20 protein-coding genes are annotated in these 19,875 nt (G+C 74.3%); 9 read left to right on the plus strand and 11 right to left on the minus strand.

The features are described from left to right. Positions 1-23: 23 nt before the first annotated feature. The 4 genes from SM577_RS18030 to SM577_RS18045 all read right to left on the minus strand — a co-directional run bounded on the left by SM577_RS18030 (position 24) and on the right by SM577_RS18045 (position 3,270). Positions 24-305: a hypothetical protein gene (locus SM577_RS18030; RefSeq protein WP_302922290.1), complete on the minus strand. Its 282-nt coding sequence runs from the start codon at positions 303-305 to the stop codon at positions 24-26. Between the two features lie 93 nt (positions 306-398). Beyond that, the gene (locus SM577_RS18035) at positions 399-1,517 is read right to left on the minus strand and encodes a putative manganese transporter (protein ID WP_302922289.1); all 1,119 of its coding nucleotides are present in this window, start codon (positions 1,515-1,517) and stop codon (positions 399-401) included. Positions 1,518-1,583: 66 nt separating this feature from the next. Then, positions 1,584-2,453 (minus strand): manganese catalase, encoded by an 870-nt coding sequence (locus SM577_RS18040; protein ID WP_302922288.1) that lies wholly within the window; start codon positions 2,451-2,453, stop codon positions 1,584-1,586. Between the two features lie 85 nt (positions 2,454-2,538). Continuing rightward, on the minus strand, positions 2,539-3,270 hold the full coding sequence (locus tag SM577_RS18045) for a sensor histidine kinase (protein ID WP_474587463.1): 732 nt from the start codon (positions 3,268-3,270) through the stop codon (positions 2,539-2,541). Positions 3,271-3,333: 63 nt separating this feature from the next. On the opposite strand from SM577_RS18045, the gene SM577_RS18050 reads away from it, so the two are divergent. Then, a complete protein-coding gene (locus SM577_RS18050) occupies positions 3,334-3,975 on the plus strand; it encodes a response regulator transcription factor (RefSeq protein WP_302922286.1) in 642 nt (213 codons plus the stop codon). 137 nt (positions 3,976-4,112) lie between these two features. After that, a complete protein-coding gene (locus SM577_RS18055) occupies positions 4,113-4,460 on the plus strand; it encodes a histone-like nucleoid-structuring protein Lsr2 (protein WP_302922285.1) in 348 nt (115 codons plus the stop codon). A gap of 153 nt (positions 4,461-4,613) precedes the next feature. Here SM577_RS18055 and SM577_RS18060 read toward each other — a convergent pair whose 3' ends face one another. Together SM577_RS18060 and SM577_RS18065 are read right to left on the minus strand one after the other, a co-directional pair. Then, complete coding sequence (locus SM577_RS18060) at positions 4,614-5,894, minus strand: hypothetical protein (protein WP_474587464.1); 1,281 nt, start codon at positions 5,892-5,894, stop codon at positions 4,614-4,616. A 366-nt stretch (positions 5,895-6,260) separates the two neighbouring features. Beyond that, positions 6,261-7,130 (minus strand): hypothetical protein, encoded by an 870-nt coding sequence (locus SM577_RS18065; RefSeq protein ID WP_474587465.1) that lies wholly within the window; start codon positions 7,128-7,130, stop codon positions 6,261-6,263. A gap of 228 nt (positions 7,131-7,358) precedes the next feature. On the opposite strand from SM577_RS18065, the gene SM577_RS18070 reads away from it, so the two are divergent. Continuing rightward, entirely contained in the window at positions 7,359-7,952 is a 594-nt protein-coding gene (locus SM577_RS18070; RefSeq protein ID WP_474587466.1) for a GNAT family N-acetyltransferase, read from the plus strand. A 139-nt stretch (positions 7,953-8,091) separates the two neighbouring features. Here SM577_RS18070 and SM577_RS18075 read toward each other — a convergent pair whose 3' ends face one another. After that, a complete protein-coding gene (locus SM577_RS18075; RefSeq protein ID WP_302922281.1) occupies positions 8,092-8,988 on the minus strand; it encodes a phytanoyl-CoA dioxygenase family protein in 897 nt (298 codons plus the stop codon). A gap of 156 nt (positions 8,989-9,144) precedes the next feature. Here SM577_RS18075 and SM577_RS18080 point away from each other — a divergent pair, with 156 nt between their 5' ends. Then, the gene (locus tag SM577_RS18080) at positions 9,145-9,873 is read left to right on the plus strand and encodes a helical backbone metal receptor (protein WP_474587467.1); all 729 of its coding nucleotides are present in this window, start codon (positions 9,145-9,147) and stop codon (positions 9,871-9,873) included. 11 nt (positions 9,874-9,884) lie between these two features. On the opposite strand, the gene SM577_RS18085 is transcribed toward SM577_RS18080, so the two are convergent. Further along, positions 9,885-10,769 (minus strand): TerC family protein, encoded by an 885-nt coding sequence (locus tag SM577_RS18085; protein ID WP_302922342.1) that lies wholly within the window; start codon positions 10,767-10,769, stop codon positions 9,885-9,887. A gap of 231 nt (positions 10,770-11,000) precedes the next feature. After that, complete coding sequence (locus SM577_RS18090) at positions 11,001-11,696, minus strand: CBS domain-containing protein (protein ID WP_474587468.1); 696 nt, start codon at positions 11,694-11,696, stop codon at positions 11,001-11,003. Between the two features lie 213 nt (positions 11,697-11,909). Between SM577_RS18090 and SM577_RS18095 the strand changes: the two genes are divergently transcribed. Both SM577_RS18095 and SM577_RS18100 read left to right on the plus strand, forming a co-directional pair. Further along, positions 11,910-12,467, plus strand: coding sequence for a hypothetical protein (locus tag SM577_RS18095; protein WP_474587469.1), 558 nt, complete (start codon positions 11,910-11,912; stop codon positions 12,465-12,467). Between the two features lie 183 nt (positions 12,468-12,650). Continuing rightward, positions 12,651-13,043: an FKBP-type peptidyl-prolyl cis-trans isomerase gene (locus tag SM577_RS18100; protein ID WP_302922277.1), complete on the plus strand. Its 393-nt coding sequence runs from the start codon at positions 12,651-12,653 to the stop codon at positions 13,041-13,043. Between the two features lie 60 nt (positions 13,044-13,103). Here SM577_RS18100 and SM577_RS18105 read toward each other — a convergent pair whose 3' ends face one another. Next, positions 13,104-13,454: an STAS domain-containing protein gene (locus tag SM577_RS18105; RefSeq protein ID WP_302922276.1), complete on the minus strand. Its 351-nt coding sequence runs from the start codon at positions 13,452-13,454 to the stop codon at positions 13,104-13,106. Between the two features lie 162 nt (positions 13,455-13,616). On the opposite strand from SM577_RS18105, the gene SM577_RS18110 reads away from it, so the two are divergent. After that, positions 13,617-14,636 (plus strand): SMP-30/gluconolactonase/LRE family protein, encoded by a 1,020-nt coding sequence (locus SM577_RS18110; protein WP_302922275.1) that lies wholly within the window; start codon positions 13,617-13,619, stop codon positions 14,634-14,636. A gap of 78 nt (positions 14,637-14,714) precedes the next feature. Here SM577_RS18110 and SM577_RS18115 read toward each other — a convergent pair whose 3' ends face one another. Continuing rightward, on the minus strand, positions 14,715-15,977 hold the full coding sequence (locus SM577_RS18115) for a L,D-transpeptidase (RefSeq protein WP_302922274.1): 1,263 nt from the start codon (positions 15,975-15,977) through the stop codon (positions 14,715-14,717). 785 nt (positions 15,978-16,762) lie between these two features. Between SM577_RS18115 and SM577_RS18120 the strand changes: the two genes are divergently transcribed. Both SM577_RS18120 and SM577_RS18125 read left to right on the plus strand, forming a co-directional pair. Beyond that, positions 16,763-17,713, plus strand: a complete 951-nt coding sequence (locus SM577_RS18120) for a sugar phosphate isomerase/epimerase family protein (protein ID WP_474587470.1) — start codon at positions 16,763-16,765, stop codon at positions 17,711-17,713. Positions 17,714-17,738: 25 nt separating this feature from the next. Further along, positions 17,739-19,826 carry a PQQ-dependent sugar dehydrogenase gene (locus tag SM577_RS18125; RefSeq protein ID WP_474587471.1) on the plus strand — a complete coding sequence of 696 codons (2,088 nt, stop codon included), beginning with the start codon at positions 17,739-17,741 and terminating at the stop codon, positions 19,824-19,826. Positions 19,827-19,875 lie beyond the last annotated feature (49 nt).

Here is a 19,875-nt window from a genome sequence, read left to right on the forward strand (position 1 = left end):
GCGTTGTCTTGAGCCTGTCTCGCTCAAGTAACAAAGCGTTCCCCTTGTTCCGGTGTGTGACCCACACCACTCCCGGTGACCGTTCGAGCCGGCACCCGGACCAGGTCGCGCAGCAGCCCGGCACCGCCGCCGAGGGCCACCGCGAGCGGGATCGCCAGGCTGGTCAGGGCCAGGGCGGCGACGGTCGGCCCGGGCATCCCGGCGAGCCAGGCGAGCCCGGTCAGCACGGTGAAGACCAGCAGCTTGACCCGGGTCCGGCCGACCGGCACCAGGGCGGTCGGCGGGGTGGGCGCGGTGGCGGGCATCGGTGTTCCCCTCTCCGGTTCGTGCGCGCGGCTTCATCGCGCAGCTTTCGTCGCTCGGGTCGTTCGCCCGGGTTCGTCGCCCGGGTTCGTCGCTCAGAGCAGGAGCAGCAGGGCGGCGCCGACGGCGGCCGCCGGGATGGTGGTGATCACGGTGGCCAGCGCGGCGGAGTGCCGGCGCATCGCGGCGAGCGGGATCAGGGCGTCGCCGTCCTGGCTGATCGCGTTGGCCACCAGGGTGGGCAGCGGCAGGCCGCCACTGACGTAGAGGCCGGTGAAGACGATCTGCACGGCGCAGCCCGGGATGAGTCCGATCGCCGCGCCGACCAGCACGCCGAGGATGCCGGTGAGGGCGATCTCGGATCCGTCGAAGCCGGTGCTGGTGCTGAACACCTGCCAGGCCAGGTAGGCCACCGCCACCCAGACGGTCACGAAGGACGCCTCGTGCGCGCTGTGCCGCAGCGTCTCCCGGAACGACCGGGCCTGCGCGGTCTCCAGGGTGTCGTCGGCCAGCCGCCCCCGCCCGGCGGCGAAGATCAGCATGGCGGTCAGCGTGCCGAGCACCCCCAGCGCGAGGTACGGGTCGACGCCGCCGAGCCGGTCGGTCAGCACCCCCGGGTCGACCATCTGGAACACCACCGGCACCGACACCAGGAAGGCCGGCGTGGTCAGCCCCCAGAACGCGGTGGAGGCCGGCACCCGGGGCAGCAGCCCGCCGAGCAGGCGGCGCGTACCGGCGAGGTCGGGCCCGCCCGCGGCGGCCAGACCGGCCGGCGCGGCGGCCGGTACGGCGGCGGGGGCGAGCCGGCGCCGCGCGGCGCGGGCCGGGTCGATGCCGAGCGCGTCGACGACGTAGCCGGTGACCAGGCCGACCCCGAAGAGCAGCAGGTGGATCTGGAGCGCGAAGATCGGGTTCCACGCGATCACCACCCAGGACGAGTCGCCCATGGTGGCGGCCAGCGCGGCGACGACGGTGCCGAAGGAGACCTTCCCCCGGGCGTAGAGCGGCATCAGGACGATCGCCCCGCCGCAGCCCGGGCTGACCCCGAGCAGCGCGCCGACCAGCGGGCCGAGCCGGCGCCGGCGGGTCAGCCCGTCGGTGACCCGGTCGCCGTAGCGCCACCGCAGCCAGCCGAAGAGCGCGACCATGACGGCGACGTACACACCCACCTGCATGAAGGCGTCCGCCAGCGGGCGGAGCAGGAGTTCGGTCACGGCACACCTCCTCCGGTACGGGCACCGCCGGACCGCCCGCCGAGCGGACGGTCCGGCGGAGGATCGTCAGGTGACCTTGCTCTTGACCTTGTTCACGACGCCGCCGGCGAGGCCGGGGTTGGTGCCGTACAGCCGCGGGTCGCCGGGCGGGAGCACCGGCTCGGGCGCGTGCGCCCGCGGGCTGTGGTCGTAGCGGAACTGGCCCTTGCCGTCCGGCGTCGGCCCGGACGCCCACCGGCCCTCGGCCGCGTCCTGGCCCGGGGAGAAGTCCAGGTACGTGTAGCTGAACTCCTCGGTGAACTCCTTGGAGTCGGGGAAGGCGTCCGGCACCGGCATCTCCTCCAGGCCGTCCTCCTTGAGCTGCTCGATGGCGGCCATCCACATGTTCTGGTGCATGGTGTCGCGGGCCAGCAGGAAGCGCAGCATCTGCTTGACGCCCGGGTCGTCGGTCATGTTGAACAGCCGGGCGACCTGGAGCCGGCCCTGCGCCTCCGCGGTCACGTTGAGCTGGAAATCGGCCATCAGGTTGCCGCTGGCGGTGATGAAGTTGCCGTTCCACGGCACGCCGGCGCTGTCCACGGGCAGCGCACCGCCGCCGCCGTGGATGAAGTGCGCCGGGTTGGAGCCGCCGTAGATCGCCCCCACCATCGGGTTGTCGTCGGCGGCCTCCTGCAACGACAGCGGCGCGTTCTCCAGCAGTCGGGTGATCATGGTGGCGATCATCTCGACGTGGCCCATCTCCTCGGTGCCGACGTCGAGGAAGAGATCCTTGTACTTGCCGGGCAGCCGGCAGTTCCAGCCCTGGTAGAGGTACTGGTTGGCGACGGTCATCTCGCCCCACTTGCCGCCCAGGACCTCCTGGAGCCGGCGGGCGAACGCAGCGTCGGGGCCGTCCGGCTTGGCCTCGAACTGCAGGTCCTTCATGTGGGTGAACACGGGTCCTCCTCGGTGCCACTGGTTCGGTACCGAGGACAGTTCCCGCCGCGCTGACCCGCCCGGGCCAACCGGTGGCCCCGCCGGGTCAGGTCGTCGCGGCGCCCCCCGGCAGCAACACCTCCAGCGCCACCCCGCGCGGACGCAGCCGGTGCGCCCGCACCGTGCCGCCGTCGGCGGCCAGCAGCCGCCGGACGATCCACAGCCCCAGGCCGGACATCCCGGTGGCCGGCGTGGGCCGGCGCAGCGCCGCCAGCAACGCGTCGTCCACCCGCCCCTCGTCGGTGACCAGGATGCTCAGCCCGGCCCGGCGCACCGAGGCGTAGATGCCGATCCGCCCCTCCGCCGGCCCGTGCCGCAGCGCGTTCTGCACCAGGTTGACCAGCACCTGCCGGGTCCGGCCGGCGGGCACCGGGCAGTCGGCGGCGCGCCGGGTGACCCGCACCCGGCGCCGGTGCCGGGGCACCAGGGCGGCGACCCCGCGCAGGACCTCCGCCAGCGGCACGGTCGTCGGCTCGGGCTGCGCGGCGAGCGCCAGGGCGCCGGTGCTGGCCGCCGCGTCCCGCAGCAGGTCCTGCAGATGGACGGCCTGGTCCCGGGCGAGTTCGCTGATCGCCCGCCGGTCGTCGCCGCTCAGCTCGCGACCGCCATCGGCGAGCGCCCGGGTCAGCGAGGTGAGACTGCTGACCGGGGTGCGGAACTCGTGGCAGAGCACCCGGAGCAGCAGCTCCGGGTCGCCGGGCGCGGGCGCCGCGGGCCGGCCGGCCCCGCCCCGCCGGAACCCGCGCAGCAATCCCTGGAAACCGTGCCGTCCGCGCATCGTCCGCCTCCCCCTCGTCCGGCCGCGCCGCATGATCGGTACCCGCTGGGGAAGGGACCAGACATGCCGAACTCCCCCACCCTCCGGCTGGCCGTGGTCGACGACCACCCGCTCTTCGTCCGAGGGCTGGAGCTGCTGCTGCCGGCCGCCACCGGCAAGCGGGCCGAGGTGGTGGGTTCCACCGGCGACGCGGCCTCGGCGGCCTCGCTGGTCAGCCGGTGCCTGCCCGACCTGGCCCTGGTCGACCTGCACATGCCCCCGCCGGGCGGGATCCGGGCGGTGGCCGCGATCCGCCGGACCAGCCCCCGGGTGCGGGTGGTGGCGATGTCCGGCGGGGACGAGCCGGAGCCCGCGCTGGACGCGTTGCGCGCCGGCGCCGAGGGCTTCCTGCCCAAGACCGCCGAGCCCGAGGAGCTGCTGCCGCCGCTGCTGGCCATCCTCGACGGGTGGGCGGTGCTGCCGGCCGAGCTGCTGCGGGCGCTGCTGCGGCCGTCCCGGGCCGCCCCGGTCGACCTGGACCCCGAGGAGCGCCGGCTGCTCCAGGCGATCGCCGCCGGCCGGAACACGCTGGAGATCGCCGACCAGCTGCACGTCTCGGAACGGACGGTCAAGCGGATGACGGCGGCGCTGCTGCGCAAACTCCGGGTGTCCAGCCGCGCGGAGGCCGCCGCGCTGGCCGGCCACGCCGGTCTGCTCAACGGGTGAACGAACCGCTTTCCCGGCCGCCGCCATTTGCACAGCGAAACGACCCGCCGAAATGAAAACAGCGGAATTGTTGCGGGTGTGCCGCGGGATGGGTCAAACTTTGACCACACCCCGCCGCACACAGGGAGTAATGGGCGATGGCAAGAAAAGTAATCACGGTGCTGACCGACGATCTGGACGGCGGAAAGGCCGACCGGACGGTCGAGTTCGGTCTCGACGGCGTGGCGTACACCATCGACCTCTCCGACGAGAACGCGGGAGTCCTCCGTAAGGCGCTGGACCCGTACCTCACCGCCGGCCGGCGGATCGGCCGGGGCACCCCCGACACCGGCCGGGCACCCCGGCGGGCGGGCGGAACCGGCGGCGCGGGAATGGATCGCGAGCAGAATCGCGCCATCCGGGAATGGGCCGCCAAGAACGGTTTCCAGATTTCCGAGCGGGGCCGGATCCCGGTCGAGGTCGTCGAGGCGTACAAGAACCGGTGAGCCGGGCGGGACGCGGTCCCGCGGGCGGGGTCGGGCTGGCGGGCAGCCCGGCCCCGCCGTTCGCTGTGGCGGGCGGTGGGCGCACCACCCCCGGACCACCGCGCCGGGGCGGCGCGGGGGCGTACGCCCTCGCGCCGCCCCGCCGCGGTCGGCTCAGTTGACCTCGATGCGCACCGCGTCGAAGGCCGGGGTCTGGTTGGCCCGCTCCATCATCGGGATCCGGTGCGAACCGTCACCGGCCCAGACCGCGCACTGGGCGATGCCCGACTCGGGCAGCCCCGGGATCTGGATGGTCACCTCGTCCGGCTCGGCGCCGCCGCGGCTGTCCTCGGTGGCGACGAAGAACGCGGGCACCTCCTGGGGCGCCGGCGGCTGGTCGAGGCTGTCCAGCATCCGGCAGGCGGTGTGGAAGTGGCCGCGGACCAGCCCCTGCTCGTTGAGCAGCGAGCTCTCCACGTAGTAGCCGCCCTGGCCGGCGGCGAGGAAGCGGTCCCGGACCAGGTTCCGGGTGGAGACCCGCAGGGTGAACGGCTGGTTGGCGCCCACCTGCTCGGGGAAGTCGGTGATCAGCAGTGACGGGTTGTTCGCCGCGGCCCCGACCTCGCCGAACGCGGTGCTCACGCAGCGGTTGCCGTTCTGGAAGCCGTCGTGTGGCTGCAGCTGGCTCTCGTCGCAGTCGTTGGCCAGCACGCCGAGCCCGGCGCCCGGACCGCCGTTGTTGCCACCGTTGTTCCCGCCGGTGTTGCCACCGTTGTTGCCGCCGCCGTTGTTGCCGCCGCCGGTGTTGCCTCCGCCGTTGTTGCCGCCACCGGTGTTGCCGCCGGTCGGCTGCACCTGGCACTCGGCGAGCTGGCGCAGCCCCTGCGGGCGCGGGCCGAACCGGTCGATCGCCGTGGTGATCCGGTCCAGCGTCGCCCGCCGCTTGCCGGCCAGCGGTTGCAGGATCGAGTTGCGGATGAAGGCCTCGCCCTTGTCGCCCTCGGCGGCGAGCCGGCGGTCGGCCTCGGCGATCTGGGTCTGCAGCAGGTTCAGGTTGCGCTCCACCTCGGCCCGGGCCCGGCGGGGCACCTCGGGCAGCTGCCCGGCCACGTCCGGGCAGGCGATCGCGGAACCGCCGTTGGGCGCCTCGCCCTCGCGGACCTCCTGGCACTCCTCGACCGTCTGCTGGCCGTCGCCCCAGTGGTTGCGCACCCACCGGCCGTTCTGCCAGGTACGCGTGGTGCCGTCCCGCCCGCTCGGCGCGGTCGCGCCGGGACTGGGCGCCACGCAGGCCGCGGCCGCCGGCCGGGTGCGGTTCGACCGCCGGTCCTCGGCCGACGAGATCTGGGTCACGGCGACGACGCCACCGAAGACCGCGAGCGTGCCGACGACGGCCAGCAGACGCTTGCTCCGCGCGTTACCGGATGACCGGCGCGCCCGTGTGGACCTGCGCATCGAATTGCACTCCTTCTCGATCCGGTACTTGATTCGTGACCTCGGCGGACCGACGGAATTGAGGTGGCACGCCCCGACGGAAACCGTCCGGGCGGACCGGTGGCATGTCGACGACCGACGATGCCCTTTCCGCACCGTCTCCCGCGTCCCGTGACGCGGATGGGGAGATCCTGTCCATTCCCGCAGGAGTACGAAGCGGCAGCCGCCACGGTTCAATGCGGATCGGACAAAAATTCGCGGCCGGTCACGACGGCCGCACCGGGACCCGGTCGGCGCCCGAACGGCATGGGCGCGCTCGGCTCCCGGGCGGCAACGAGGCGGTCCGCGCCGGAACGGCGACCGGCCGTGCCGGGGCGGAAAGGGGAATCAGTCCACGCAGAGATGGTCGAAGGCGAAGCCGTTCGCCAGTTCGTCGCGCCGCGCCCGCAGCCCGCGGATCTCGGCGCGCAACTCGTCCCGGGAGACCAGGGCCGGCGGATCGGCGTCCAGAGCGGTCAACCGCTCCCCGACGGCGACCGCCGCCAGGTCCTCGGCGAGCCGGGCGGCGTCCACGCCGCACGAGAACCGGTGCTCCCAGACCGACACCCGCTCCACCAGGCAGGCGCCGGGGCGCACCTCGACCCAGCTCCAGCCCTCGGCCGGCCCGTCCTTCCAGGTCACGTGCAGCCCCCGTACGATCGGGTCGGCCAGCCGGCGCGCCACGTACGCCTCCACGGCCGCCGCCCGGGCCAGCGCGCCGAGATCGTTGACGGGCCCGGTACGGCCGTCCGGCAGCCGGCCGAGGATGTCCCGGAAGCCGGTCCCGGCCTCCCCCGGCTCGCCGCCCTCGGCGTACCCGCGCGCGTCGATCACGTACGCCACGATCCGCCGGCCGTGCTCGGCGGCCCGCAGCGTCGGCGACTCGATCCGCAGCACCTCCAGGCCGACGGCCGCGCCGACCGCGTTCTTCATCCGTTCGGCGCGCTGGGCCGCGGAGCCGGCCGGCGCGGCCGGGCCGATCTCGACGGCGAACAGGGGCCGGCCGCTGTCGCCGGCGCAGACCACGAAGTCGAGGCCCGCCCGGATGGCCGTGCTCCACTGGTGGCCGGTGATCCCCGGCGGGCGGCGCTGCACCAGGTCGCCCATCCGCCGGTCGGCGTGCACCACCTGCCCACCCCGGGTCAGCACCGGGGCGCGGCCGTCGTCGGTCGGGATCGCGCGCAGCCAGGAGGCGTGGTCACTACCGGTGCTCGTCATCGCCTGATCCATCCGTCGTCCGTGGGCCGGCCCGAGTCTAGGCGGTCGATCATGGTCGCCGCCTCGTCGGTGCGGCCGACCCGCCCGGGCCGGCGCGGCGCAACCGTCGACCGGGACGAGCCCGGCGGGCCGCCGCGCACCGGCGGGTCGGCGACCCGGTGCCGGGCACCGCGGGCCGGTCGGGCAAAACCGGTTGAGCCGCGGGGGTGGCCGGGCTGGGATGGGCCGGTGACCGTATTCCTCACCACCGAACGGCTGGTGCTGCGCGAGTTCACCGAGACCGACGCGGACCTGCTGGTCGACCTGGACAGCGACGCCGAGGTGATGCGCTACCTGACCGGCGGGCGCCCCACTGCGCCGGAGGTGATCCGCGACCGGACCCTGCCGGCGATCCTCGCGCTCTACCGGCGACCGCCGGGCCTCGGCTTCTGGGCGGCCGTGGACCGGGCCGGCGGCGAGTTCCTGGGCTGGTTCGAGTTCCGCCCGACCCGCGACGGCGACGTCGGCGAGGTGGAACTCGGCTACCGGCTGCGCCGCTCGGCGTGGGGTGGCGGCCGGGCCACCGAGGGCTGCCGGGCCCTGATCGAGAAGGGCTTCACCGAGCTGGGCGTGCGGCGGATCACCGCGAACACCATGGCGGTCAACTCGGCCTCGCGCCGGGTGATGGAGAAGGTGGGCCTGCGGCACGTGCGCACGTACCACGGCGACTGGCCGGAGGCGATTCCCGGCTCCGAGCACGGCGAGGTCGAGTACGCCCTCACCCGCGAGCAGTGGCGCGCCGACCGCGACCGCGTCGGGCCGGCGGCCGGCCGGACCGGCTGAGCCGCCGCGGCGACCCGGTCCGCCGGCGACCGCACCGGCGGGCCGGCGGGGACGCGGCGGCCGCCAGTGCCCGTCCTCGCCGGGGTTCAGCCGGGCCGCCTCGCGGTGCGGGTGGCCGGCCGGGGGCCGTCCGGCCGGCTCATTCGGCGCCCATCACCAGGCCCTCGATGGTGTGCTTCTGCCGGATGGGCACCAGCGCGTCCACCACCGGGCACGGCAGGTGGGCGCGGACCGACTCGGGCAGGCTCTCCCAGTAGCCCCTGGTGACCGCCATGTCGTGGTGGCCGGCGTTGCCGGCGCCGGGGGCGTCCACGCCGAGCACCAGCACCGGACGGGCCAGCGACGACACGTTCGGGGTGCCGCGGTGGATGGTGAGCGCGGACCGCGCGGAGATGTCGCCCCGCCGCGGGTACTTGCGCACCGCACGCCGCTCGTAGCGCGGGTAGCGCTCCTTGGGCGGGAACATCTCGTGGTCGAAGTCCCGGCCGTCGTCCCACTGGGTGCCCGGGGCGATCTCGAACGGGCCCATCTCCTCCACCGTGTCCACGGTGGTCAGGTTGAACGCGAGCGAGGTCAGCCGGCGCTGGCGGCGGGTGTCCTCCGGCATCGGGAAGTCGCGGTGCCACGGCTGCATGGCCGCACCCGGGAACGGGATGTCGAAGCCCAGCTCGACGATCTCGTAGTCGGGGCCGAGGACCGCCCGGCAGACCGCCACCACCCAGGGGTGGGTGACCAGGTCGACGAAGCCGCGCAGCTGTTCCGGGTGGATCTCGACGTACCAGCGCTCCGGGCCCCGCCCGACCGCCCCGTCCGGCCGGGAGCGCGCCTCGCGGAAGGCCGCGTCGATGTCCTCCCCGACCCGGTCCACCCAGTCGACGGAGAACGCGCCCGGGCACGCCGTGATGCCGTCACGGTAGAGGTCGCCGAGCGCCTCGACGGGCACCTCGTCGTCCCCGAACCGGTCGGTGCCGCGCGACGCGACGCGGGTGTCGGACTGCCCGGCGCGCGGCGCGGGTGGACCGGAGTGGGGCCTCATCGGGAACCTCCTGGTGGGGTCGACGCGAGTATTCCAACGTTGTAGAGCGCTGGCAAGGGCGCCGCCGCGGGGTGCCCGGGCCACCCGGACCGGTGCGGGGCCGGGCCGGCGGGTCGGGCATGATCGGCACGACCTGCGCACGAGGAGGTACGCCGGATGCGGGTGGTGTCGCTGGTGCCGTCGCTGACCGAGGCGGTGGCCCGTACCCTGCCCGGGCTGCTGGTCGGCGCCACCGACTGGTGCACCCACCCGGCCGGGCTGGACGTGACCCGGGTCGGCGGCAGCAAGTACCCGGACCTGGACCGGGTGCTCGCCCTGCGGCCGGACGTGGTGCTGCTCAACGTCGAGGAGAACCGCCGCGCCGACGCCGACGCGCTGGCCGCCGCCGGGGTGCCGGTGCGGATCACCTACCCGCGCACGGTGGACGGGGCGCTGGCCGAACTGGCCGCGCTCCTGACCGAGCTGGGCGCCCCGGCCGAACCGGACTGGCTGCGTGCCGCCCGCCGGGCCTGGGCGGCGCCGCCCGCGCTCCCGGTCCGCCGGGCCGTGGTGCCGGTCTGGCGGAGACCGTGGGTGGTGCTCGGCTCCGACACCTTCGCCGGCGACGTGCTGCGCCGGCTCGGCGTACGCAACGTCTACGCCGGGCACGCCGACCGCTATCCCCGCCCCGGCCTCGACGAACTGCGCGCGCACCCGCTCGACCTGGTGGTGCTGCCCGACGAGCCGTACTGGTTCACCGAGCGGGACGGGCCGGCGGCGTTCCCCGGCGTACCCTGCGCCCTGCTCTCCGGGCGGCACCTGACCTGGTACGGCCCGTCGCTGGCCGAGGCGCCCGCGGTGCTGGCCGCCCAGTTGGCCCGCCCGGTGACGCACCCGCCCGGCTGAGCGGCGGCCCGCTAGCCGCCCGCGTGGCGGCGCTCGTGCCGGGCGGTGACCACGCTCCAGCCGATGGAGATCGAGAGGGTCAGCACCACCACGGCCAAGGTGATCCAGACGGGCAGCTTCCCGACCGGGGTCTCGGCCAGCATCAGCTTCAACCCGGCGAAGGCCAGCAGCACGGCCAGCCCGTACCGCAGGTAGCCGAAGTGGCGCAGCAGGCCGGCCAGGCAGAAGTAGAGGCTGCGCAGGCCGAGCACGGCGAAGGCGGTGGCGGTCCAGACGACGAAGGTGTTGGTGGTGATGGCCAGGATCGCGGCCACCGAGTCGATCGCGAAGATCACGTCGGTGGCCTCGATGGCCACCAGCGCCACCAGCAGCAGGGTGGCGTGCCGCCGGCCGCGCACCCGCACGATGAACCGGTTGCCGTGGAAGCGGGGCTCGGTCGGCACCAGCCGGCGGAACACCCGGACCGCGACGTTGCGCTCCGGGTCGACATCCGGCTCGCCGCGCACCGCGAGCCGCCAGCCGGTCCAGATCAGGAAGGCGCCCAGGACGAACCCGACCCAGGCCAGCCGGTGCAGCAACTCCGCGCCGGCGAAGATGAAGACCAGCCGGAAGCCGAGCGCCCCGATCACGCCCCAGAACAACGCCTTGTGCTGGTAGCCGGCGGGCACCCGGAAGTAGCCGAAGAGCAGCGCGAAGACGAAGACGTTGTCCACCGACAGCGCCTTCTCCAGCAGGTAGCCCGAGTAGTAGGCCAGCGCCGGTTCACCGCCGCGCCAGAGCCAGATCAGCAGGCCGAAGGCGAGCCCGGCGGTGATCCAGACCGCGCTCCAGGCCACCGCCTCGCGCAGTTCGATGACGTGGTCGCCGCGGTGGGAGAGCATGTCCACCGCGAGCATGACGGCGAGCACCCCGCCGACCGCCAGCCAGGCCCACAGCGGTGCCGTGAACGTCGCCTCGTCCACCCGGCGCCCTCCGCATCCGTGCCGGCGGCTCTGTGCACGCGTGACGCGCGGCGGCGGCACCGGAGACGCGTCGTACCGAGCCTAGGCGAGCCGCCCGGCGCCCGGCGGCGGTCCGGCGAAGTCCGCCGGGCCCCGCCCCGGCGGGGACGGGACCCGGAGACGCGCTCAGGCCACCGGGGTGGGCCGGCCGTCCACGTCGACCAGGGCGTGGTCGTCCACGTCGTACGCGATCGTGTTCGTCACCCGCACCACGCCGCTGACCTGGCCGGCCAGCCGCCCCGCCAGCTCGACCGCGGTACGCCGGTCGAGCCGGCCGTCCAGGGTCACCTCGCCGTCGCGGACCCGCACGGTGACCAGGCCGTCCTCGACCGCGAGCACCCGGCGCAGCACCTCCTGGACGACGTCCTCGCGGATCTCGGCGTCCGTGCGCAGGTGCACCCGCAGCAGGTCGCCCCGGGTGACGATGCCGACCAGCCGGCCCAGGTCGTCCAGCACCGGCAGCCGCTTGACCTGCTCCCGGTCCATCTGCCGGGCCGCGGCGGGCAGGCTGGCGCCCGGGTACGTGGTCACCGGCGGCGCGGTCATCAGGTCCCGGGCCAGCAGCGCGTCGGCCTTCTCCCGCGCGCTGCGCCGGCGCCGGCCGGCGAAGACCCGCCGCTCGTCCGGGTGGCCGGCGCGTTCGATCTTGTGCAGCAGATCCGCCTCGGACACCACGCCGAGCACCCGGCGGAAGCGGTCCACCACCGGCACGGCGCTGATGCCGCGCCGGACCAGCACGTCGACGATCGCCCGGTACGGGGCTTCCTCGTCCACCGTCGCGACGTCCCGGGTCATCACGTCGCCCACCTGCCATGTCCTCATCACGACCTCCTCGCCGCTGTCACCTGCGACGCTACGGCCGGCGCCGGCGCCGGATCAGGGTCACCGGACCGGTACCCACCCGGCCGAGCGGACCGGTGCGACCGGGGTCCAAAGTCCCGGGCGGTTCGGGCCCGGTCGGCCCTGACCCGCCCGGCACCGGCGGGCGTCCAATGGAGATGCCACCGGGAAGCGCGGTGCGAGGCACGAAGGGACGTGGAGACCATGACCGCGACGATCAAGCGGACCACCGCCGAGACCACCGCTCCGGTGACCGAGACCCGCCGGGAACGGGCCACCCGCTACCTGCTCGCCGGCCTGCGGCTGGCGCTGGGCTGGATCTTCCTCTGGGCCTTCCTGGACAAGCTGTTCGGCCTGGGCATGGCCACCGAGGCGAAGAACGCCTGGCTGGACGGGGGCAGCCCGACCAAGGGCTTCCTCACCTTCGGCGCCACCGGCCCGTTCCAGGACTTCTACCAGGGCATCGCCGGCGCCGCCTGGGCCGACTGGCTCTTCATGATCGGGCTGGCCGCCATCGGCACCGCGCTCATCCTCGGCATCGGGGTGCGCGTCGCCGCCGCGGCGGGCGGGCTGCTCCTGGTCATGATGTGGACGGCCGTGCTGCCCCCCGAGAACAACCCGTTCATGGACGACCACCTCGTCTACGCCGCGGTGCTCGCGGTGCTCGCCCTGACCAACGCCGGCGACACCTGGGGCCTCGGCCGGATGTGGGGCAGGCTCCCGATCGTCCAGCGGTACGGCTGGCTCCGGTAACCGATTCCGAACCCTGCCCGCGGCGGGCGTCACCACCGGTGACGCCCGCCGATCCGCGCGCGGCGGACCGGCGCGGGGGCGGTGGGGCCGCTCGCGAGCGGGTCCGCCGGGCATCGGCGGGCCGCTATCCGGCAGGATCGGCGGTGACCGGACATCACGACCAGTACGGCAGGAGACCCGCGAATGAACCAGGCAGCAGGCGACCGCCCGGGCAAGCCCGAGGTGGGTCCGATCGAGGGCGCGCCGCCGGCCGACCTCGTGATCGAGGACATCACCGTCGGTGAGGGCCCGGAGGCCCGGCCGGGACAGCTGGCCAACGTCCACTACGTGGGGGTGGCGCACTCGACCGGCCGCGAGTTCGACGCGTCGTGGAACCGCGGGGAGGCGTTCGAGTTCCCGCTCGGCGGCGGCCGGGTCATCGCCGGCTGGGACCAGGGCGTGGTCGGCATGCGGGTCGGCGGCCGGCGCCGGCTGACCATCCCGCCGCACCTGGGCTACGGCGACCGGGGCGCCGGCGGGGTCATCAAGCCGGGCGAGACGCTCGTCTTCGTCGTCGACCTGCTCGGCGTCCGCTGACCGGCTGAGCCGACGCGGCCGGGGCGGTGACATCCGTCGCCGACCCCGGCCGCCGCTCGCTCAGCAGGCCACCAGTTCCCGGTCGGAACACTCCTCGACGATCGGGATGACCCGGTGCAGCCCGGTGGCGCGCAGCACCCGGCGGACCGTCGGGTCGGGACCGACCAGCACCAGCTCGCCGCCCCGGCCGCGGACGCGCAGGTGCGCGGCGACCAGCGCACGCACCCCGGCGGCGGAGAGCACCCGGACGCCGGACAGGTCGACCCGCAGCACCGACCGGGCCGGGGCGGCCCAGAGGGCGGACCGCAACGCGCCGACGGTGGCGATGTCGATCTCGCCGGTCACCCGCACCTCCACCGCGTGACCAGCCGCGCTGATCTGCACGTGGAGGCGGTCGTCGCGTTGTCCCATGCCGTCGAATCTAGCCGGCACCCCTGACAGTTCCGACCTGCCGCGGGCCGAATCCGGGTACACCCAGGGTTCGACCCCGAGGCTCACGGGATCCCCCTCAGGGATGACCTTCCCGCCCGCTCGGGGGCGGCGCGGCGGGCATCGGCGGACGAGAATGGCCGGATGGCCGTCCCCCGTCCGCGCGCGCCCTGGCTGATCCGTCCCGTCCGCGAGCCGGCCACCGTGCCGCCGCCGCTGGCCGGGCCGTGGGCCCCGACCGACACCCGGCTCGACGCCGCCGAGCTGCTGCCCCTGCCCGCCGGGGCCACCGGCCCGGAGGACGTGCTGGTCGACCCGGCCGGGCGGGTGGTCAGCGGGGCCGAGGACGGCCGGATCTGGTGGTGGCCGGTCGACGCGCCGCCGGGCAGCGGCCCCCGGCTGCTCGCCGAGACCGGCGGCCGGCCGCTCGGCATCGAGCTGGACCCGCGCGACGGCAGCCTGGTGGTCTGCGACGCGTACCGGGGGCTGCTGCGGGTGACCCCGGACGGGGCGGTGCGGGAGCTGACCGGCGCCGGGGCGCGACCGCACCTGGCCGACAACGCCGCCGTCGCCCGCGACGGCACCGTCTACTTCACCGACTCGTCGTACCGCTTCCCGGTCTCGCACTGGAAGCGGGACCTGCTGGAGCACCGGCCGAACGGGCGGGTGCTGGCCTACCACCCGGGCACCGGGCGCACCGAGGTGGTCCGGGACGGGCTCTACTTCCCCAACGGGATCGCGCTGACCCCGGACGAGTCGGCACTGATGCTGGTGGAGACCGCCACCCACCGGCTGGTCCGGCTCACCCTGCCGGACGCCGGGCTCACCGTGCTGGCCGACCTGCCGGCGTACCCGGACAACCTGACCGGGGTCGGCGACGGCACGTACTGGGTCGCGCTGCCGAGCCCTCGGCTGGCGGCGATGGAGCGGCTGCTGCCGCACCCGCGGCTGCGCCAGTTGGTCGCGGTGCTGCCGGCCGCGGTGCAGCCGAAGCCGCTGCGCTACGGCCTGGTCGCGCTGGTCGACGGCGCGGGGCGGGTGCTGCGGACGCTGCACGGCCCGCGCGGCGGCTACCACATGGTCACCGGCGTCCGGCAGCACGGCGACCGGCTCTGGTTGGGCAGTCTCACCGCGACCGGAGTGGCCCGGGTGCCGCTGGACTGAGCCCCGGCCGCCGGTCGGCGCCACGGGACGGCGCGACCGGCCCGCCGCGGTGGCGGGCCGGTCGGCGTACCCCCTGGATCAGCCGCCGGTGACCGACGGCACCGGCGCCGGCGAGCCACCGGCCACCGCACCCGGGTGCGGCAAGTGACTCGGCGCCGGCCCCAGCCCGGCCGGCACGGGCAGCGCGCTGCCCTTGACGAACTCGTCCCAACCGACGTTCCACGCGGTCCAGCCGTTGCCCTCGGTCAGGGTGACCTCGGTGCCCTTGATGGTGACCAGGTCGCCGACCTGGGTGACGCCCATCAACCAGTCCGCCGCCTCGTTGGAGACGTTGGTGCAGCCGTGCGAGACGTTGGTGTTGCCCTGGTCCCCCACCGACCACGGCGCCGCGTGGATGAACTCACCACCCCAGGTGAGCCGCTGGGCGTCCTCGACGTCCACCACGTACGGGTCGGCCGAGCCCCGGGTGTCGAACGTGGTGAACTCGTGCTTCTCCATGATCACCATCTTGCCGCTGGAGGTCGGCGTGCTCGGCTTGCCCATGCTGACCGGGATCTTGCGGACCAGCTTGCCGTCCCGGTGCACGGACATCTGCTTGGTGGCGTTGTCGATCTCCAGCGACACCTGCCGGCCGATCTTCGAGGTGGCCCGCCGGTCCTCGTCGCCGACGTACTCCTTGCCGATCGGCAGACCCTCCAGCCCCGACCGGACGCTGATCGTGGTGCCCGGCCGCCAGAAATCGGGCGCCCGGTAATAGACCTGGCTACCGTCGGACACCCAGGACCAGGTGCCCGGCTGCGGCGGATTCGTCTTCACGAACAGGCGCCGCTGCACATCCGCTCTGGCCTCTTTCGGAATGGGCGGGTCGAACGCGACGGTTACCGGCATCGCGGTCCCGTACGTCCGATTGCCGGCGAAATACAACGTACTGGTGATCGCCGGTTTCGACGATTTCGGCATGGTGGTGAAGGTGGTCTTCCGGATGGTGGTGGCACCGGAGTCGCCGGTCGCGGTCACCTCGGCGGTGTAGGTCCGCTTCGGTTCCAACGGCGCGCTCGGCACCCAGCCCGAGCCGTCCTCCCGTGGCTCGGCCTTGACCTCCCTGCCCTTGTCGTCGGTGATCCGCACGGCGGTGACCCGGCCGCCCTTGACGGTGGTGCCCACCTCGGCGCTGATCGGGATGTCCCGGGCCCGGTCGGCGGGTGTCAGGCTCACCTCCGGCGGGGCCGAACGGCCCTTGGCCGACTCCGCGCCCTTGCGGTCGGCGGTGCATCCACCCAGGACCAACGGCGTGGCCGCGATGCCCACCGCCAGCAGCGTCAATCGCCGCCTCAACTCCATGATGCGTCCCCCCGTTTACGACTTCCCTTCGCCATATTCTCGCCGCCGGTCCCCGCCGGCCGCGCAATTTCGACGGATTCGGAAAAGCAGTGTGCGACCACTTTTCCCGCGATGTTCTCGATGGCCGGTAATTAGCCGCCGAGCCGATTGGCGCACCGGATCCGCCCGTTCGACCACCCGCGGCCCGGCCGTCCCCTGCGGCCCTGACCGGGATGCCGCCGCCCGCTTCGACACCAGCGTCGGATCTGCCCGTTCCGCGCCGGGCGGCCCGACCGCCCGGCAGCAGGCTGGATCCGCGGCATGCCGGCGCTCCCGTCGCGGGAGCAGGCGCGACCTGCCGCACACCGGGTGGCGCTCCCCCGGGCGCGACCCGCGGATCCGCCCCGGCTCGTGCCGCCCACCGCAGGCCGCGGCGGGCGTGGTTCGCGCGGCGGGGGGCCGCATCCGGCACGTCCTCGGCCGTCCGGCCGGGCCGTGCGGAGTGGACGCCCGGCCACGCCCCTCGCCGGCTTTTGTCGGCGCGAGCAGAAGTTTCGTCGGCGCCAGCGAACCTTTGCCTTCGCTCATCGATAAGGGTACGGTGGCGAAACAGATACAAACTTGTCCATTGGTCGATCCGTTGCCCCGCCCTTGCGGGTGGCCCGCCCGCCTCGACGGGTGGCGTCGCCGCGTCCTGACCACGACCGCTCCGCCGGGCCCGTGCCCGGCCGGTCCGGCGTGCCCGGCGGCCGGCCGGTCGGCCCGAACGGCCGGGCCCGCAACGCCCGGCAGGAAGGACCAGCACCATGGACGAACTCGCGTCCCGACCACCGGCGCCCGGCCCGGCGCCGGTCAGCCGCCGCGGGGTGCTGCGCGCCGCCACCGTCTCGGCCACCGCCGTCGGCGCCGCCGGGCTGCTCGGCGCGCCCGCCGCGGCCCACTCCGGGACGGCGCACGGCCGGCGCCGAGTCCCGACCGACCGGATCAGCATCCAGCTCTACACGCTGCGCGACCAGCTCGCCGCCGACCTGCCCGGCACGCTCGCCGCGCTGCGGCGGATCGGCTACCGCCGGGTCGAGCACGCCGGCTACGTCGGCCGCACGGCCGCCCAGTTCCGGGCCGCCCTGGACGACGCCGGGCTGCGGGCCACCTCCGGGCACGTCGGCATCCCGCAGCCGTTCGACGCGGACGCGTGGGCGCAGGTGCTCGCCGACACCAACACGGTGGGCTGCCGGTACCTGGTCCACCCCTGGTTCGGGCTGGACGCCGAGGGCCGGCCGATCCGGGACCCAGAGCGCTACCGCGCGCTGGCCCGCGACCTGAACCGCGCCGGGCGGATGGCCGAGCGGGCCGGGCTGCGGTTCGGCTACCACAACCACCAGCTGGAGTTCGTACCGCTGACCGACGGGCGGACCGGGTTCGAGATCCTGGCCGCCGAGACCGACCCCCGGCTGGTCCACTTCGAACTCGACCTGTTCTGGACCTGGCGCGGGGCGCGGGACCCGGTGGACGTGATCCGCGCGCACCGGGGCCGGATCCGCCAGGTGCACGTCAAGGACATGGACCACAACGCCAGCTTCGCCGACCTCGGCGACGGCCTGATCGACTTCGGCCGCATCTTCGCCTACGCCCGGGAGGCCGGGATCGAGGAGTACATCGTGGAGCGCGACGACGCGGGCACCCCGCCGCGCGCCCCCGCCGACGCCCTCGACACCGCCCGGGTCGGCTACGCCTACCTCGCCTCGCTCCGCTACTGAGCCACGACCTCGGGGGAACGCCCAGATGAGAAGAGCCGCACTCCTGCCCGCCCTGGTGCTGGTGGCCGCCGGGCTCACCGCGCCGGCCGCACCGGTCACCGCCGCGCCCGCCGCCGCACCACCGGACAGCAGCTTCCAGAAGGTCACGCTCAACGACTACCCGGGTGAGCCGATGAGCCTCGCCGTCCTGCCCGACCTGCGGGTGCTGCACACCTCGCGGACCGGTGAGGTGCGCATCCACGACCCGCGCACCGGGCTGAACACCCTCGCCGCCGACGTGCCGGTGTACGAGCACGACGAGGAGGGCCTGCAGGGCATCGCCATCGACCCGGACTTCGCCCGCAACAAGTGGGTCTACCTGTACTACTCCCCGCCGGGGAACACGCCGGTCGACGACCCGGCGACCCCGGACGTCAACGAGGGGGACGCGCCGCTGGTCGGCACCGAGGCCGACTGGCAACGGTTCCGCGGGGTGCTGCGGCTGTCCCGGTTCAAGCTGGACGGGATGACGCTCGACCTGCGTACCGAGCAGAAGATCATCGACGTGCCCACCGACCGGGGCATCTGCTGCCACGTCGGCGGGCAGATCGACTTCGACGGCAAGGGCAACCTCTACCTGTCCACCGGCGACGACACCAACCCGTTCTTCTCCGACGGCTACACCCCGATCGACGAGCGCGCCGACCGGAACCCGGCCTTCGACGCCCAGCGCACCTCGGCGAACACCAACGACCTGCGCGGCAAGCTGCTGCGCATCCAGGTCAAGCCGGGCGGCGGCTACCGCGTCCCGCCGGGCAACCTGTTCCGGCCGGGCACCCCGAAGACCCGGCCCGAGATCTACGCGATGGGGCTGCGCAACCCGTTCCGGTTCGCCGTCGACCGGCGTACCGACGACGTCTACCTCGCCGACTACTCCCCCGACGCCGGCTCGGCGAACCCGCAGCGGGGACCGGCCGGGCACGGCCGCTGGATGCTGGTGGACAAGCCGGCCAACTACGGCTGGCCGTACTGCGTCACGCCGACCATGCCGTACCGCGACTACGACTTCGCCACCGGCACGCCCGGGCGGTACTTCGACTGCCGCCGGCCGGTGAACGACTCGCCGCACAACACCGGACAGCGCCGGCTGCCGCCGGTCGAGGCGCCGCAGGTCTGGTACCCGTCCGCGGCCTCCGGCGAGTTCCCGCAGCTCGGCACCGGCGGGATCGGCCCGATGGCCGGCCCGGCGTACGACTACGACGGGCGCAGCACCTCCCGGGTGAGGTGGCCCGCCTACTACGACGGCATCCCGCTGTTCTACGAGTGGACCCGGGACTACATCAAGGAGTTCCGCCTGGACCGGGCCGGCGAGGTCGCCGACATCCGGCCGGTGGTGCCCTCGCTGGTGGTGGACAACCCGATGGACCTGGAGTTCGGCCCCGACGGCGCGCTCTACGTGCTGGAGTACGGCGACGGGTACTTCGCGGAGAACCCGGACGCCCAGCTGTCCCGGATCGACTTCGTGCGGGGCAACCGGACCCCGATCCCGAAGATCAGCGCGGACCCGACCGCCGGGCAGGCGCCGCTCACGGTCAGCTTCTCCAGCGCCGGTACGGTCGACCCGGACGGTGACCCGCTGCGCTACGCCTGGGACTTCGACGCCGACGGCTCGGTCGACTCCACCGAGCCGAACCCGACCTGGACGTACCAGACCAACGGCTCGTACTCGCCGACGCTGAAGGTCACCGACCGCACCGGCCGGTCCGCGGCGGCCACCCTGCCGCTGCTGATCGGGCCGCGGGCGCCGATCGTCGAGTTCGTCACCCCGGTCGCCGGCCAGCCGTTCGAGTTCGGGCAGACCGTCGCGTTCCAGGTGAAGGTCACCGACGACCGGCCGGTGGACTGCTCCCGGGTACGGGTCACCTACATCCTCGGGCACGACGAGCACGGGCACCCGCTGTCGACCGCCTCGGGCTGCACCGGCAGCATCGCCACCTTCGTCGACGGTGGGCACAGCGGCGCGCCCAACCTGTCAGCGGTCTTCGTGGCCGAGTACACCGACGCGCCGACCGAGCCGGGCGTACCCCCGCAGACCGGGACCGCCACGGTGGTGCTGTACCCGTCGGCACCCTGACGGGCGGGCCGGCGGCGGCCCCGGGTCACCGGGCCGCCGCCGGCCGCCG

This window comes from Micromonospora desertarenae, assembly GCF_056150265.1.